The organism is Corynebacterium sp. (assembly GCF_030532715.1).
Lineage (GTDB): Bacteria > Actinomycetota > Actinomycetes > Mycobacteriales > Mycobacteriaceae > Corynebacterium.
Genome location: NZ_JAUNKO010000001.1, coordinates 134,906 through 150,458, shown reverse-complemented (window position 1 = coordinate 150,458; position 15,553 = coordinate 134,906). Strand labels below are relative to the sequence as shown.

The following is a 15,553-nucleotide window of genomic DNA, read 5'->3' as shown; positions in this document are numbered from 1 at the left end:
GTTCAACGCGGACCCGCTTTCCGTGGTTCAGGGACTGCGGGACGCCACATTACCAGCAACGGTAGTGCGGCAGCCGCGATGAGCACGAAGACACTCGGAAGTGTGATCGGGCTTCCAAACACCTGAATGAGTGAACAGAGCGACAGCATCACCGTGGTGCCGGTCGTGCCCGTGACTTGGAGCGCTGATCCAGTAAACCCAGTTTGCTCCGGTGGGCACAGCTCGAGGGGCTTCGAAGATAGGCGCGGATATATGAACCCGAGTCCAGCCGCGGCGATCGCCCACCCCGCCACCGCCACGCCCCAGTGGCCGCCGCCGAGTGCAATGACGCCGATCCACAGGGTGCCCAGCGCCATGCACGCTGAGCCGACGCGAAATACCAGCGGTGTGGGGATGCGCGCACCGAAGCGGGATTGATAGTGCGACCCGAATAGCCAGCAGATGCCGCTGATGGTGAGCGCGATGCCCGTGAGCGACGGCCCCAAGCGGTAGGTTTGCGCAAGCATGAGCGGCAGGTACATTTCCGCCGCGAAAAACATGTCCACCAGCCCACGGGTGGCTACAAGCCGGGGAACGCCGCGCCGTAGTTGCAGGGTGCCGTGCGGCGTGAGTCGGCGCAGCGCGAACAATGCCGTGCCGAGTGCGATGAGGATGCACCAAGGCGCCAGTTCGCGCGAGGTTTGGGAAGCCAGGCTGAGCCCCGCACCTGCCGCCGCCAATACGAATGCAGCGAGAAGTTGTTTGCTTCCTGGCGGGTGTGTTGTTGGAGTTTCGTGCGGCAGTTTGATGAGCGCACGTGACAATAGGGCGATCGACGCCGCCACCGTCACCAAGGCGAGCACAAACACCGCATGCCAGGATATGAGGGTGGTGATAAGGCCCGCGATCCCCGGACCAACGAGTGCCGGCATGATCCACGCGACAGCAAACGCGGCAAATACTTTTGGCCGCAATGCCTTTGGGTAGACCTGCGCGATGATCGCATACACGGCGACGATTAGCCCGCCAGTGCCGAGTCCTTGGATGGCGCGCGAAATCAAAAACACCAGCATGTTTGGGGCGAAGACCGCCGCCAGCAAGCCCACCCCCAGCGTGATCGCCGAAACAGTGTAGGAGAATCGGGCGCCGCGGCTGTCAGTGACAAGACCCGAGCTGACCATGCCGACGATCGACGCCGCCATCACCGCCACGAACGTCAGCGAATAAGCGTCCGAATCTCCGAGTTCGTGGGCGATATGCGGCATGACCGCGGTGACGGCTGTTTGGTCGAAGGCGCACGTCACGATCGCAGTGAGGATGCCGATGGTGGTCAGCCGAAAACGCGGCGCGAAAATACCCACCGGTGGATGTGTGGAAGGCATTGCGGGACTGCCGAGTCTTACTCGTCGAAGCTGAGGCCAAGTAATGCGTTTTCAGTAACCTCTGGCAAGGCAGGGTGGATCCAATACTGTCCGCGTGCCACCTCGCGGACGTCGAGATCGAACGCCATGACGGTGATGAGCTGCTGAATAAGCGTGGAAGCTTGGGGGCCTAGGAAATGTGCGCCCAGCAGACGGCCGGTGCGGCGATCGGCGATGAGTTTAGCAAAACTCGTGGTGTCCTCCATCGCCCAACCATAGGCGGTATCCCCATACTTTTGGATCTTTACGGTGATGTCCAGGCCGGCTTCCCGCGCCTGTGCCTCAGTAAGGCCCACGCTGGCCACCTGCGGGTGCGTGAACACGGCCGCGGGCACATGCTCGTGCGGCATGGGGCGCAAATCTTCTGGGTGCAAGAGATTATGCCGTACCGCGCGCATCTCCGCATTGGCCACATGTTTGAGCTGGTAGGGAGACGACACATCGCCCAACGCCCACACCCCCGCAGCGCTGGTACGGCCGAATTGGTCAACCTTGATGCGCTCGCCGTCCATGTCGATCCCGGCGCGGTCCAAATCCATTTGGTCGCCGTTCGGGGTGCGGCCGGTCGCCGCCAACAGCACCTCCGCGGTGATCTCTTCGCCATTATCAAGAGTGAGGGTGACGCCGTGTTCGTCTTCACGCGCCGCTTCGACCGTGCGCCCCAGCTTCAGGTTCCATTGGGTTGCGGCGATCTCGGTGAAGCGCTGCGAAATCGTTTCGTCCGCCTTGCGCAACAACACTGGGCTGCGGTTAGTCACCGTCACCTCCACACCGAGGGAGGCGAAAATGTGTGCAAACTCCACGGCGATAAAGCCCCCGCCCTGGATAATCATCGTCTTGGGCAACTCCGGCAGGCGGAGGATAGTTTCGTTGGTGTAGTAAGTCACTCCGGCATCCGCGATCACCGGCAGCACCGTCGGCCGCGCACCGGTGGCGATCACAATAGTGTCACCGGTGATGGTGTCCGCCCCGACTTGGATGGTGCGGGTATCCACGAAGCGCGCATGCTCGGCGTAGACATCAATGTTGGGGGTTTCGTCGCCCCGCCGGTAGGCCTCCCCGCCGGCGGCAATGGGGTCAATCCGCTGGGCAAACACGCGATCTACAATGGCGGGCCAGTCCACGCCCGTGAGGGAGGCTGAGAGATTGTACTTCGCTGCTTGCCGGATCTCGGCCGCCACATCGGCGGCGTAGACAAACATTTTCGTGGGGATGCAGCCCACGTTGAGGCAGGTGCCGCCGAATACTCCCTTTTCCACAATGGCGATGGATTGGTGATCAAACTCCGGCCCGGGAATGGAATTTCCGGAACCGGTGCCGATGATAATGAGGTCGTAGTGCTTCATACTTCACCTTAACTTGCGTGGCGTGATGCTTATTCCTTTGTGTTACCGTTCGTGGCGTCCGTAGCCCAAATGAGGGTGGCATCGAGCGCATTTTCGAGCGGTTCGGGGCGGGAAAGGTAGACGTCGTGGCGGGCCCCCGGAATCCCAACAATGGTGACGTCTTCGGACAGGGTGTTGGCCCACCGGCGAATCTGGTGCACATCGATGACGCCATCAGCGCTGTGGATACGTTCGGAAAACTCGGGGCGCAGCCAAGACTCCGTGGAGCACAACACCAGCAACGGGAGTCCGCAGTCAATTTCGCCCCGGTGGATGCGCCGTTGGCTGAGCAAAATTGCGCGCAGCCAGGCGTAGTTCTTCTCCTGCCCGCCGAGAGGCTTGTAGGTGAGGTTGTAGTCCCACGTACCGAACTCACTGGTGTGCAGGGATTGCCCGTAGGCGGCCACGGCGTCTCGGTGAAGCAGCGTATTGGGGCGGAGTTTTCCCAACACGTTATATATTGCGGTGCCGAGAAGAACTTTCGGGCGGGCGTACATCAATTCGAACCACGGGCTGTTGAGTGCGGCGCCTGCGATGCGTTCGTGGCGGGCTGGGTCGCGGCGTCGTAAGGCATCAAGCCAGAGCACTACCGTCAACGCCCCAGTCGAATGTGCGTTGATGACCACGGTAGGGTGCTCCCGCAACACGCAATCGAGTGCGGCGGTCAAATCGGGAAAGTACAGCTCCAACGATGAAGCGTGATGCCACCGCTGGCTCCTGCGCCACGAGCGCCCGCATTTGCGCAGATCCACGGCGTAGACCGCCCAACCCGCCGCGGCGAAGAATTCCGCGACGTGTGTGTGGAAGAAATAGTCGCTCATACCATGCACGAACAGCATCGCTGGCGCCTCAGCCGACAATGTTGCGGGCGAGCAATGCCGCACCACGGTGGCGATGACGGTGCCGTCGGTGCCGGGATCGGCGTCTGGGTCGCGGCCCAATGGAAACGTGCGCCTCTGGTAATCCGGCCCGAGGATATCCGTGGTCCACTCAGCGGCGAGGGGCAGTTCGTTCATGCCACTATCGTACGTTTCTTCCCCGAGCGTTTTCCGCACACCTGGAGCAATACTGTGTTTCTAAACAATGCCCAACAATACGCAGCTAAAACGGTGCGCAGCTTTATGTTAAGGCGATAGGAATTCTCGAAAAACGCCGTCGCTATTCACCCACCTGGGGGTGGGGGTTATGAATTTGCAATGTGTGGTGGGTTCGTGTTCAACACTGCCCAAAGTCGCTGCTTAGCGCGCGCGATGAGCGCGCCCACTGCGCGGCGGAGCTGGGAGTTTGTTGTGTAGTTGCACTGGAACCACTCAATTTTGGCCTACCCCCAGGGCAATCAGCGTAGAGTTATTGCAAACACGGCCGCCTAACCCGGCACCCGCTGCCAGGTGGGTGGCCTGTTAGTGCCTTTCAGTATCTGTAGTGGCATTCCTTTTCGGCGTTTTTCGGATTCGCCAGCGCGGGAAATTGGGTGCTGCTATCGCCAGGTGTTCTAAGGTCTCGGAAGCGAACGCACAGTCATTGAAGGAAGTTGAAAGCAGTGTCAGATTCCAAGGTTTCTACAATCCCGGTGACCGATGAAGTGGACGTCGCCCTTATCGGTGCTGGCATCATGAGTGCAACTCTGGGCGCAATGCTGCGCGAATTGGAACCTGAGTGGAGCCAGGTGATCGTGGAGCGGCTCGACGGTCCCGCGGAGGAATCCTCGTCCCCGTGGAACAACGCGGGCACCGGTCACTCTGCGCTATGTGAGCTCAACTACACGCCAGAGGTCAACGGCAAAATCAAGACCGCTAACGCTATTAGCGTGAACGAAAAATTCCAGGTTTCCCGGCAATTTTGGGCGCACCAACGCAACCGTGGCGTGCTGCCGGATCCGCGGGAGTTTATTAACCCCGTGCCGCACGTTTCCTTCGCCCAGGGTGAGGACCAAGTAGCGTACCTGAAGAAGCGTTTCGAGGCGCTGGCACCGCACCCGCTGTTCCCGGACATGCAGTACACCGATGACCCGGCCGAGTTTGCCAAGATGCTGCCGCTGATGGCGCAGGGGCGCGACTTTGACAAGGAAAAACTAGCGATTTCTTGGACCGACGCGGGCACGGACATCAACTACGGCGCCATGGCGCGCCAGTTTATCGACGCCGCGAAACGCGCCGGTACCACTGTGCGTTACGGGCACGAAGTCAAGGACATCACCGCAGACGGCGACGGCTGGAAACTCAAGGTCAAAAACGTACACACGGGCGATCTTTCGGTTATTCGTGCGAACTTCGTGTTTGTCGGTGCGGGTGGCATGGCGCTGCCGCTGCTGCAAAAGGCACGCATTCCAGAAATCCGTGGCTTCGGTGGATTCCCCGTCTCCGGCCAGTGGCTGCGCTGCACCAACGGAGAAATCATTAACCAGCACCATGCCAAGGTGTACGGCAAAGCTTCCGTTGGCGCCCCGCCAATGTCCGTGCCGCACTTGGATACCCGCGTGATTGACGGCAAGACCGGGTTGTTGTTCGGCCCGTACGCAGGCTGGACCCCGAAGTTCCTCAAGCGCGGCTCGTGGATGGATCTGCCGAAGTCGCTTCGCCCCACCAACTTTATGTCCATGATCGCGGTGGGTTTCCAGGAGCTCGGGTTGACCAAGTACCTGATTACGGAGCTTATGAAAGACCAGCAGGCCCGCATTGAATCCCTCCGCGAATACATGCCCGCCGCGAAGGCGGAGGACTGGGAGTTGGTTACCGCGGGTCAGCGCGTGCAGGTGATCAAGCCGATCGTCGGCCCGCGCTTCGGCTCGCTGGAATTCGGCACCGCGCTGATCAACAACTCCGAGGGCACCATCGCAGGTATCCTTGGCGCCTCCCCGGGCGCGTCCATCGCGCCTGCCGCCATGGTGGAATTGCTTGAGCGTTGTTTTGGTCAGCGCATGGTGGAGTGGGGGCCGAAGCTGAAGGAGCTGATTCCGTCCTACGGCATTAAACTTTCCACGGATAAGAAGCTGTACAACGAGATGTGGGAGTACACTCAAAAGGCACTCGATCTGGAGGTCTAACACTTGTCCCACAACACCCCCGCACCTGGTTACCCGTTTACCGCGGTGGTGGGTCAGGATCAACTTCGCTTGTCCCTGATCCTTACCGCAATCGCACCCAGGATCGGGGGTGTAGTTGTGCGCGGCGAAAAAGGCACCGCTAAAACCACGACGGTGCGTGCGTTCGCGTCTTTGCTCGACGGCGCGCCGCTGGTGAATTTGCCTATTGGCGCTACCGAAGACCGCGTGGTCGGTTCCCTCGATATGGAAACCGTGTTTACCACTGGCCGCGCTGAGTACCGCCCCGGTTTGTTGGCCCAGGCCGACGGTGGGGTGCTGTATGTGGATGAAGTGAACCTGCTGGCGGACCACCTTGTGGACGCTTTACTTGACGCCGCCGCCACCGGCCGCGTCACCGTTGAGCGCGACGGCATTTCGCACACCAGCCCCGCCTCGTTTGTGTTGGTAGGCACGATGAACCCAGAGGAGGGCGAACTACGCCCCCAATTGCTGGACCGATTTGGTTTAGCGGTGGACGTAGCCGCCTCCCGCGATGTTGAGGTGCGTTCGGAAATCATGCGGCGCCGTTTGGCATTTGAGGCCGACCCCGCAGGTTTCGCCGAGCGTTGGGCCGCCGATGATGCCCAGATAGCGGCGAGTATTCAGCGGGCCAAGGCCTTGCTGCCGCAGGTTGTGTTGAGCGAGACCAACCTCGCCAGAATCGCTCATTTGTGCGCCTCGTTCGATGTGGACGGGATGCGTGCGGACTTGGTGATTGCTCGCACCGCCATGGCTCACGCCGCATGGCGCGGTTCCACCGAGGTCGACGACGAGGATATTCGCGTCGCCGCAACGCTCGCGCTGCCGCACCGTCGCCGCCGCAATCCGTTCGACGAGCCCGGCTTGGACGAGGACCGGCTCGACGAAGCAATGGAACAAGCGCGCGATGAGCACCCAGAGCCGGAGGATAGTGATCGGACGGAGTCGGAGCAGCCGGAGTCGGAGCAGCTGAAGGATAGTGATCAGCCGGAGGATGAGCCGACCCGGGATGGAGAGGCAGGTAGCGCCGATACTGGCGCTCAGTTTCGCCCCTAGGTTATTGCGCAGGCAGGGGATTGGCGACAATGGCATCCCCGGCCGCCGCTCGAAAGCATATTCAACGCATGGGGCAGACGTTCGAGCAATTCTCGGCGGGCGTGGTATCCACCCGATAGGGACGTTGCTTGCCGCGGCAGATCGCGGTGCCGGCATCGTCCGCGGCCTGATCGATTTCCGGCCGCAGGATTTGCGCGGCTCGTTGCGCCGCGGCATGGAGTCAAACCTCATCGTCTTTGTGGTTGATGCCTCCAGCTCGATGGCTGCACGTGATCGGCTTGCCGCTGTCACGGGCGCGGTGCTTTCCATGCTTCAGGACGCCTACCAGCGCCGCGATAAGGTGGCGGTGATCACCGTGCGCGGATCCGAACCTACGTTGGTATTACCGCCCACAGGTTCGATTGAGGTTGCGGTTCGTCGCTTTCACGACCTCCCGATCGGAGGACGCACCCCCCTCGGCGAAGGCCTGCTCATGGCGCACGAACTCATCGAACGCGAGGCTCGCAAAGACTCCGGCCGACGTGCCCTTCTCGTTGTGCTTTCCGACGGCCGCGCCACCGGCGCCTCCGGCATGGACGGCGTGGCACGCGCCGCGGCGGCCATCGCATCCCGCCGGTTGGCGGGTAGCTTGGTGATCAATTGCGAGCGTGGCGGGCGCATCCAGCTAGGCCTTGCCAAGGATTTAGCACGTAGGCTCGAAGGCATCTGCGTCGAGTTGGATGAGATCAACGCAGAATCCGTCGCAGGTGTGATCAACGCGATCTAGCGTGTTCGCCAACATCCAACTCGGTGGCTGCAACCTAGTCAAGCTCCTGAAAGGGAAAACAATGCAACGAATCGTTCCCCATGCGTGGTGCAACCACACCAACGAGGCCGCCGCCGAGCTCTACTGCGCGGCGTTGCCAAACACGAGCGTGGTCAGCACCGTGTATTACCCGACCACAGGGCTGAACGAATCTCAGCAATCCTTCGCAGGTGAGCCGGTGATCACCGAACTGGATGTCTCCGGGTTTCGCTTCGCCTTGATCAATGCCGGTGACGCATTCCGCCCAACACCCGCGCTGAATCTCATGCTGAATTTTGATCCTGCCCAAATGCAGGATGCTGAAGCACAATTGCGTCGCACCTGGAACACATTCATGCAGGCGGGCGCGAAAGAACTCATGCCCTTAGGCGAATACGATTTCAGCCCCCTCTACGCCTGGGTCGAAGATCCGTACGGTGTTAGCTGGCAGCTTATGCTGACCAATCCAGCGGGCGAACCCCGCCCATTTGTGATTCCAAGTTTCCTGTTCTGCGGCCCAGCGCAAAACCAAGCGCAGCGCGCGATTGAAACCTATATGCGCGTGCTCCCAGATTCGAAGATGGGTAACTTGGTGCCGTGGCAAGAGGCCACCGGGCCAGCCAAGGCCGGATCGGTGTTGTTCGCCGATTTCCAGCTTTGCGGCCAGTGGTTTTCCGCGATGGATTCCGGCGCAGAAACGGAGTTTACGTTCACCCCCGGAATGTCATTGATGCTCCTGTGTGACACCCAAGAGGAAATCGATGCGGCGTGGGAACAACTCTCCGCAGTTCCCGAGTCGGAGCAATGCGGCTGGTTGATCGATGAATTCGGGGTGAGTTGGCAGATCGCCCCAACCCATTTTCAGCAGCTGCTGCAAAAGCCCGGCGCGTTTCAAAACATGATGCAGATGAAAAAGCTCATCATCGACCAGTTCTAACTTTTGTTTTCCGGGGGCGCGTGCATCCGTAAGGCTCGGCTCACGGGATCTTAGGCGTTGGTGTGCGGATGACTTAGAGTGAAAGCCGAACATTTTTCTTATCCAAGGAGTCCTCCGCATGCCTCAGGGCAAAGTCGATCCGGCCAACATTCCCGATGATGGCCTTACCACCCGCCAACGTCGCTTGCTGCCAATAACCGCCGTTCATACCGGCCCCGGAAAGGGGAAATCAACGGCGGCGTTCGGTATGGCTATGCGCGCCTGGAATCAAGGCATGAACGTTGGTGTGTTCCAATTTGTAAAGTCCGCAAAGTGGAAGGTGGGGGAGGAATCCGTATTCCGCCGCCTCGGCGAATTGCACGAACAAACGGGCGAAGGCGGCCCGGTGCAGTGGCACAAGATGGGGGAAGGCTGGTCCTGGAGCAAAAAGCAGGGCAGCGACGAGGACCACGCCCGCGACGCCGCCGACGGATGGGCGGAGGTGAAGCGCCGCCTGCTGGCTGAGGAACACGATTTCTATGTGCTGGACGAGTTCACCTACCCCATCAAGTGGGGCTGGGTGGATATCGACGATGTGGTCGAAACCCTGCGCACCCGTCCGGGCCGCCAGCATGTGGTGATCACCGGCCGGGACGCCGATCCGAAGCTGATCGAGGTCGCCGATCTAGTCACAGAAATGACCAAAATCAAGCACCCCATGGACGCCGGGCGCAAGGGCCAGAAAGGCATCGAGTGGTAGCCCCCGGGGTGTGTATCGCGGCGACGGGCTCGGGCATGGGCAAGACCACCATCGCCACTGGGCTGATCGCTGCGCTTGCTCGCCGCATGCGGGTGGCGCCGTTTAAGGTCGGCCCGGACTATATTGACCCTGGCTATCACACACTCGCGGCGCGCAGGCAGGGTCGTAACCTCGATGCGGTGATGTGCGGCGCTGGGGCGATCGGCCCGCTCTATGCGCATGGTTGTTCGGGCGCGGAAATCGGCGTCGTCGAGGGCGTGATGGGGCTTTTCGACGGCCGCATCAACGACGGCGCCGGGTCAACCGCCGACGTGGCGGCAGCGCTAGGCATGCCGGTGATCTTGATTGTGGATGTTCGGGGCATGAGCCAATCGGTGGGCGCACTGGTCCGCGGGTTTGCCACCAACCGATCTGACGTGCGGATTTCCGGCGTGATCCTGAACCAGGCGGGCAGTGAGCGCCACGCATCGGTGTGCAAGGATGCCGTAGAGGCGTCCGGGATCCCAGTGGTAGGGATCGTGCCGCGCATGGAAAAGGTGGAGGTTCCGTCCCGGCACCTTGGTTTGGTGACCGCCGCGGAGCACGGCGGCGCAGCCGTGGAAGCGGTCGAGCGTATGGCCGATCTTGTGGCGGAGCATTGCGATTTAGACGCGATTATCGCGCTGGCGGATTGCAGCTACCAAGGCCCAGCGTGGGACCCGCAGCGCGCGGTTACCTGGGTGGGGCCAGCGCGCGTTGCCATTGCCGCCGGCCCGGTGTTTACGTTCTTGTACGCGGAACACGAAGAGCTGCTCCGGGCCTGCGGGGCACAGGTGGTTCGTTTCGACCCTTTGCTCGATCCATTCCCGGAATGCGATGCCCTGCTGATCCCCGGTGGTTTCCCCGAAGAGCATGTGGAGGCGCTTGCGGCGCGCACGGACCTGCGGGCCGCGGTGCGGGTGCACATCGCGGAAGGCAAACCGGTGTACGGCGAATGTGCGGGCTTATTGTGGCTGCTCGATAGCTTGGACGCCCACCCGATGCTGGGCGTGATTGGCACCCATGCTGCGATGGGCAGGCGACTGTCCTTGGGCTATCGGGATGCGGTGGCGGTGTCGGATTCCGTGCTGTTTCGCGCCGGTGAGCGAATTACCGGCCATGAGTTCCATCACACGGCACTGACCAGCCAGAATGTTCCTGGGTGGGAATCCGCCTGGGGGTGGCGCGGTTGGGATGGCAAGGCCCGCATCGAGGGATTTGTTTCGGGCAATGTGTTTGCCTCCTATTTGCACATTCATCCCGCTTCGGCCCCGTTGGCGGTGCAGCGTTTTGTGCAGCGCGCCGTCGACCATGCGAGTGGGCGGTAACGGCAGCTCAGCGCCGGATTGTGGCACCCCTTTTTCCGGGGTCTACACTATACGGCTATGAACGTAACTCTCGTCGGGGGAGGTCCCGGCGCCTGGGACCTTATCACCTTCCGCGGCATGCGCGCCCTGCAAGATGCCGACGTTATTCTGGCGGATCACCTCGGCCCCACCAGCGAGCTTGATCGTTTGTGCGACCTCGGAGGCAAGGAAGTTATCGACGCTTCCAAGCTGCCCTATGGCCGCCAAATGGCCCAAGAAAAGATCAACGAGCTGATGATCGAACATGCGCGCGCGGGTAAGCGCGTCGTTCGGCTCAAGGGCGGCGATTGCTATGTATTCGGACGCGGATTCGAAGAGCTCCAAGCCTGCGCCGAGGCCGGTATCGCCTGCGAGGTCGTCCCCGGCGTGAGCAGTGCCATCGCCGTCCCAGGTGCGGTTGGCATCCCGGTCACTCAACGCGGCCTCGTGCATTCGTTTACTGTCATCTCCGGCCACGTCCCGCCCGGCCATCCCGCCTCCCTTAATAATTGGGAGGCGCTCGCACATACTGGCGGAACGCTGGTGGTCATTATGGGTGTGAAAAACGCGCCCGCCATCATCAACACGCTTCTCGACGCCGGCCGCAGCCCCGATACCCCCGCCGCCGTGATTCAGGAAGGCACCACGGAAACCCAACGCGCATTCCGCTGCACGCTGGGCACCCTCGCCAGCACCATGGAGATTCACGACGTCTCGCCCCCCGCCGTCTATGTCATCGGCGACGTGGCTGCACTCGAGGCAACCCCATAGGCCATACTTGGTGGTTGTGCTGAGTCTTTCCGAAAACCTTGACTACCAAGCCCGTTCCGCGCAAACCCGTGTCGCGGGTATGAAACACCTTGGCGGTTTTCTTGCCTCCTCCGCCATCGCAGGTGCATTCGTAGGATTGGGAGTGCTCTTCATGCTGACCGCCGGTGGGCCGCTGAAGGCGGCGGGCCATCCCGCGGCGTCGTTAATCGGGGGCAGTGTGTTTGGGGTGGGTTTGGTCCTTGTGGTGTTCAGCGGAGTGCAGTTGCTCACCTCCGCAATGATGGTGTTCCCCATCGGGCTGTGGCGACGCACAATCACCTGGTCAGCGGCCCTTCGCGGGATTGTCTTGATGTACCTGGGCAATCTTCTCGGCAGTGTCGTGCTGGCGGGAATCATCGTTGGTTCCGGCATGGTACGACCCGGCACGCCCGTCGGCGACTATCTCGCGGTGGCCGCGCACCACAAGGTTGATCACACCGCAATCGAACTGGTGTTGCTGGGTGTGCTCTGCAACATGTTCGTATGCCTGGCCGTATGGGGAGCCGCTGCCACCGACAATGTCGCCGCCAAAGTGCTCGTGATCGGCTGGTGTGTGGCCGCCTTCGTAGTCTCCGGCACCGAACACGTGGTCGCGAATATGACCTTGCTTTCCGCGGCGCTCATGCAAGGCGCAGACGGCGTGACCCTGGGCAATGCGCTGTGGAATCAACTCTGGGTGTTCCTGGGCAATGGTATCGGCGGGGCCGTTTTTGTGGCCTTGCCATTGTTGCTGGCATCACCTACCGTGCAACCACAAGCGTCAGTGAAGTCGGCGACGTAATTCGAACGTCCATTCCGGAAGCTTCCGCGACTTCCTCGATGGTGGTCGGTTGCCGGTCCGCCTGGGCGAGCACGCGGGCTAGCTCCCCCTTATAGTGCTTGTTCCAGTGGCTGACCACCTTGCCTTCTGTGGTCTCCACCCGCACGGTGATGGCCTCCTTACAGGGGCCGAGCTGCTGGTAGGCGCCACTGCGCAAATCCACAACGAGCTGTTCTCGTGCCGCTAACACTTTCGTGATGGCGGAGCCCCAATACGACTTCATTGTGCCGCTGAGCCTGCTGGACCCAGACAGCCGATAGCGGGGGATCAAATCATCGGCCATCACAAGTCCAAACAACGCCGAACCCACCGCCAACCTTCCCCACGCCGCCGTCGGCAAAGTCGGGGCGTCCAGTGCATCAAACAACACACCCGTGTATCGCAATAATGCTGGGCACGTGGGGGCGGACCGCAATTCAAGATTTGCCTCCGCCTCCGAACGCAACTTCGGTCCGAGCTTTAACATGGCCATGGCGGCGTCGATGTCCAGCGACTCCAGCTCCGAGATCAAAGACTCCCGGACAGGATTCAATTCTGGAAAACTTAGGTCCTTCAATTCAAGCGCGGGGTGCGTGCCGCCAGCGGCCTTCGTTTCGGACGGCGGAAGAACAATCAACATGGTAGTACACCATAGTCCCTATATTGGCCCGTGCCGGGGATGGGTTCCTCCTTCTTTGACGTAGTGCGCACGCGTTTGTTGGCACTGGGCGGGAAAAGGCGAGTTGCTGGGACGGCGCGGGGGAAAGGGCGGGTTGCTGGGACGGCGCGGGGAGGGGACGGGGCTGCTAGGACGGCGGCCTGGAGAAGAAAAAACCAAAAGCAATTGTGATGACGATTGCTGGTGTCGGGGGTTTATTCGCGGGCCTAATTTGAGTGAACAAGAATCCCGCCCGCGTTGTGGTGCGCCGCCAAACATAATGGAGCTTTTGGTGGTGGATGGCATCGTCGCCGGGCGCAACGGCGTCAACTAGGCCGCCGTAAGCCGTTTGATCAACTCACCCGCTGCGAAACGCCTCCTAATCGTCCCTGCTGCGTATCTGCTGTCAGGGGCGTGCAGATGTGCCTGAGGCAGATCCTGCGTGGCCGCGTTTCCCCAGGAAAACTCGGCCCAAAAATCAGGCAGATCCTGCGCGGCGAGGCAGATCGTACATGGGCGTGTGGTGTGGACTCCGGCGGTGTACGCCGGCGGTGCACAACCGATGTCGTTTCCAGTGTTTTCTAAGCGGCCGTTACCGATGGCGCGCACCAACAACTCGGCCCGGCGCAATTTTCCGGGCGTGCTTGTTCATCCAAATAAGCACCGTGAATAAACTCCCGATACCGCTAACAATGGAGTGGTTAATAGGGCACGTCTTTTTGTTTTCTATCTGAGGTAAAAATTCGTGATAACAATTGAGAGTACAAATTGTCGTCGAACCGCACGCCCGGCCAGATGGGAGAGCTGTCGGGAAACCCGGCAACCTATTCGACATGAAATTAGTTCAGTCTTCCTCACTCCGTCGATTTAATACCAAAACTACCACTACTGACTACGGTAATTTGGCAGTGTCGTTTATAGTACCCACCTGGTACATTTGAGTTTCTGTCAATTACAGTTGGCAAGTCGTGGGTTTTATCACATGATTCGCTGCTGCAAATATGACTCACCCTGATACAAGTTCTACTTCTTCTGATGGAAAGTTTGGCTAGATATCGGCAAATATAGCAAAAGTTATACAGTGTTGAAGCGTAGATGAATCGATGCTAAAGCAAAATGAGAGGGCCTTGGATGCTTAGGCCGATATGGGCAAGTTTTCTGCCAGTGGGGTCATCACCTTGGCGAACGGCATCTGGTCAGTCGCACTCCAACGCGTTGGATAATTCGTTTTGTTCCCGAGCCATTTGTGGTGTTGGTGTTGGTACTATAGTACGCCCTAGTTGTTGTCGTGTGAACAAGACCCTTAAGTAAACCCCAGCACAGCACTGTTTCTTCGCGCCTTGTTTTGCGATGGCATTCGGGTCATACCAGTTTGTCTTGCTGCGCGCCACTTTGTTGCTGCTAACACCCCGTGTGCCTGTGGATTGTTTCAAGTTATCCACAGGTTGGTGGGGTGTGTTTGAGAAAACCCTAGGTTTTGGTGTTGTGTGCGGGGTATCGCTGGTGCTGTGGGTTTGTTTCGTCGTCGTACCAAGCTGCTTGATACCGCCTTTGTGCGCATCACTCGTCGGCTTGCCATGCCGCGGGGATTGTGTCGTGCTGGCCGTGAGGTGGAGTGGGGTTTGCGGTTTCATCCGCAGCGGTTGGGGTTTGTTGCTCCGATTGTTGTGCGGGCTCGTGCTCATGTCACGCAAACGCCGGATGTGGTTATTGGTGGCTGGGCTGCCGCGGCTTATGCTGGGCTTTCCTGTTGGGTGGATGATGCTCATATCACTGTGCATGTGGCTAGTAATTTCCAACGCAGCCATAGTGTGTTGGATGCCACTCGCCGGAGGTTGCGGCCGGGCACTAGGGTGTGGGCACCCGATCGAGACTTGCCGAGTATGCGGGTGGTTGTCCCGGAGGTTGCGTTGGTGGATTGTCTGATTGATCTGCAGCGTGGTTGGCATTCTTGGTGGGTGTATCAGGTGCCTAACCTTGCCGCCTGGGAGGTTCGCGCCATTCAGTTGATTGATGCGTTGCGTGAGTGCACCCTATTGAATTTCCGGCTGGTGCGTGAGATTGCTCGTAATATTTTCAGTGCCCGTCAGCTGAAGAAGCTGCTGCGGTTTTCCTGCTCGGGTGCGCAGTCTCCTCCGGAAACGGTGCTGCGGTTGATCGCTGAGCAGATTCGTGAGCACTTGCGAGTGCAGATCCCGATCTATGATTCCGGTGCGTTTGTTGATGACGGCACCCCTTTACTGACGGTTGTTGATGCTGGTTGGCCTGATATCCAGGTTGCCTTGTTCTATGACGGGGCCCATCATTTGCAGCGTACTCAGCGCGACTATGACGCGAAGGTGTTGATTCGGTTGCGTGAACTCGGCTGGGAACCCTTGCGCATTACCCACGGCCTACTTAATAAACCCCGGGACCTGATTACCACCCTTCGCCGCGCTATCTACCGCGCTGAAACCAACACCGCACAAGCACCAAAACTACACACCAAATCCTGACGCCGAACCTTAACGGCTGAATCCTAGCGCTGAATTTTTACGGCCGAATACTCGCTCCACCTCAG

Annotated in this window: 13 protein-coding genes; 9 read left to right on the top strand and 4 right to left on the bottom strand. The window is 60.1% G+C overall.

Annotation, left to right across the window (positions count from 1 at the left end; all coding sequences use genetic code 11):
* Positions 1 to 2: 2 nt before the first annotated feature.
* The 3 genes from Q4D83_RS00710 to Q4D83_RS00700 are packed head-to-tail and all read right to left on the bottom strand — an operon-like array spanning position 3 to position 3,801.
* Positions 3 to 1,361, bottom strand: coding sequence for an MFS transporter (locus Q4D83_RS00710; RefSeq protein ID WP_303172106.1), 1,359 nt, complete (start codon positions 1,359 to 1,361; stop codon positions 3 to 5).
* 17 nt (positions 1,362 to 1,378) lie between these two features.
* Complete coding sequence (gene mtr / locus Q4D83_RS00705) at positions 1,379 to 2,746, bottom strand: mycothione reductase (protein WP_303172105.1); 1,368 nt, start codon at positions 2,744 to 2,746, stop codon at positions 1,379 to 1,381.
* A gap of 29 nt (positions 2,747 to 2,775) precedes the next feature.
* Positions 2,776 to 3,801, bottom strand: coding sequence for an alpha/beta hydrolase (locus tag Q4D83_RS00700; protein WP_303172103.1), 1,026 nt, complete (start codon positions 3,799 to 3,801; stop codon positions 2,776 to 2,778).
* A gap of 524 nt (positions 3,802 to 4,325) precedes the next feature.
* Here Q4D83_RS00700 and mqo point away from each other — a divergent pair.
* The 8 genes from mqo (at position 4,326) to Q4D83_RS00660 (ending at position 12,317) form a co-directional block, all read left to right on the top strand.
* Complete coding sequence (gene mqo, locus Q4D83_RS00695) at positions 4,326 to 5,828, top strand: malate dehydrogenase (quinone) (protein WP_303172101.1); 1,503 nt, start codon at positions 4,326 to 4,328, stop codon at positions 5,826 to 5,828.
* A gap of 3 nt (positions 5,829 to 5,831) precedes the next feature.
* A complete protein-coding gene (locus Q4D83_RS00690) occupies positions 5,832 to 6,902 on the top strand; it encodes an AAA family ATPase (RefSeq protein WP_303172098.1) in 1,071 nt (356 codons plus the stop codon).
* Positions 6,856 to 7,668 carry a VWA domain-containing protein gene (locus tag Q4D83_RS00685; protein ID WP_303172096.1) on the top strand — a complete coding sequence of 271 codons (813 nt, stop codon included), beginning with the start codon at positions 6,856 to 6,858 and terminating at the stop codon, positions 7,666 to 7,668. The genes Q4D83_RS00690 and Q4D83_RS00685 overlap by 47 nt, the downstream gene beginning before the upstream one ends.
* Positions 7,669 to 7,729: 61 nt before the next feature.
* A complete protein-coding gene (locus Q4D83_RS00680) occupies positions 7,730 to 8,623 on the top strand; it encodes a VOC family protein (protein WP_303172094.1) in 894 nt (297 codons plus the stop codon).
* A 118-nt stretch (positions 8,624 to 8,741) separates the two neighbouring features.
* Positions 8,742 to 9,362, top strand: a complete 621-nt coding sequence (gene cobO, locus Q4D83_RS00675; protein WP_303172092.1) for a cob(I)yrinic acid a,c-diamide adenosyltransferase — start codon at positions 8,742 to 8,744, stop codon at positions 9,360 to 9,362.
* 35 nt (positions 9,363 to 9,397) lie between these two features.
* Positions 9,398 to 10,708, top strand: a complete 1,311-nt coding sequence (locus Q4D83_RS00670; protein WP_303172848.1) for a cobyrinate a,c-diamide synthase — start codon at positions 9,398 to 9,400, stop codon at positions 10,706 to 10,708.
* Positions 10,709 to 10,765: 57 nt separating this feature from the next.
* Positions 10,766 to 11,497 carry a uroporphyrinogen-III C-methyltransferase gene (cobA, locus tag Q4D83_RS00665; RefSeq protein ID WP_303172090.1) on the top strand — a complete coding sequence of 244 codons (732 nt, stop codon included), beginning with the start codon at positions 10,766 to 10,768 and terminating at the stop codon, positions 11,495 to 11,497.
* 16 nt (positions 11,498 to 11,513) lie between these two features.
* Positions 11,514 to 12,317, top strand: a complete 804-nt coding sequence (locus Q4D83_RS00660; RefSeq protein WP_303172088.1) for a formate/nitrite transporter family protein — start codon at positions 11,514 to 11,516, stop codon at positions 12,315 to 12,317.
* Here the strand turns inward: Q4D83_RS00660 and Q4D83_RS00655 are convergent.
* The gene (locus Q4D83_RS00655) at positions 12,277 to 12,975 is read right to left on the bottom strand and encodes a YaaA family protein (RefSeq protein WP_303172086.1); all 699 of its coding nucleotides are present in this window, start codon (positions 12,973 to 12,975) and stop codon (positions 12,277 to 12,279) included. The genes Q4D83_RS00660 and Q4D83_RS00655 overlap by 41 nt on opposite strands.
* Positions 12,976 to 14,480: 1,505 nt before the next feature.
* Here Q4D83_RS00655 and Q4D83_RS00650 point away from each other — a divergent pair.
* Positions 14,481 to 15,488, top strand: coding sequence for a hypothetical protein (locus Q4D83_RS00650; RefSeq protein ID WP_303172083.1), 1,008 nt, complete (start codon positions 14,481 to 14,483; stop codon positions 15,486 to 15,488).
* Positions 15,489 to 15,553: the final 65 nt, after the last annotated feature.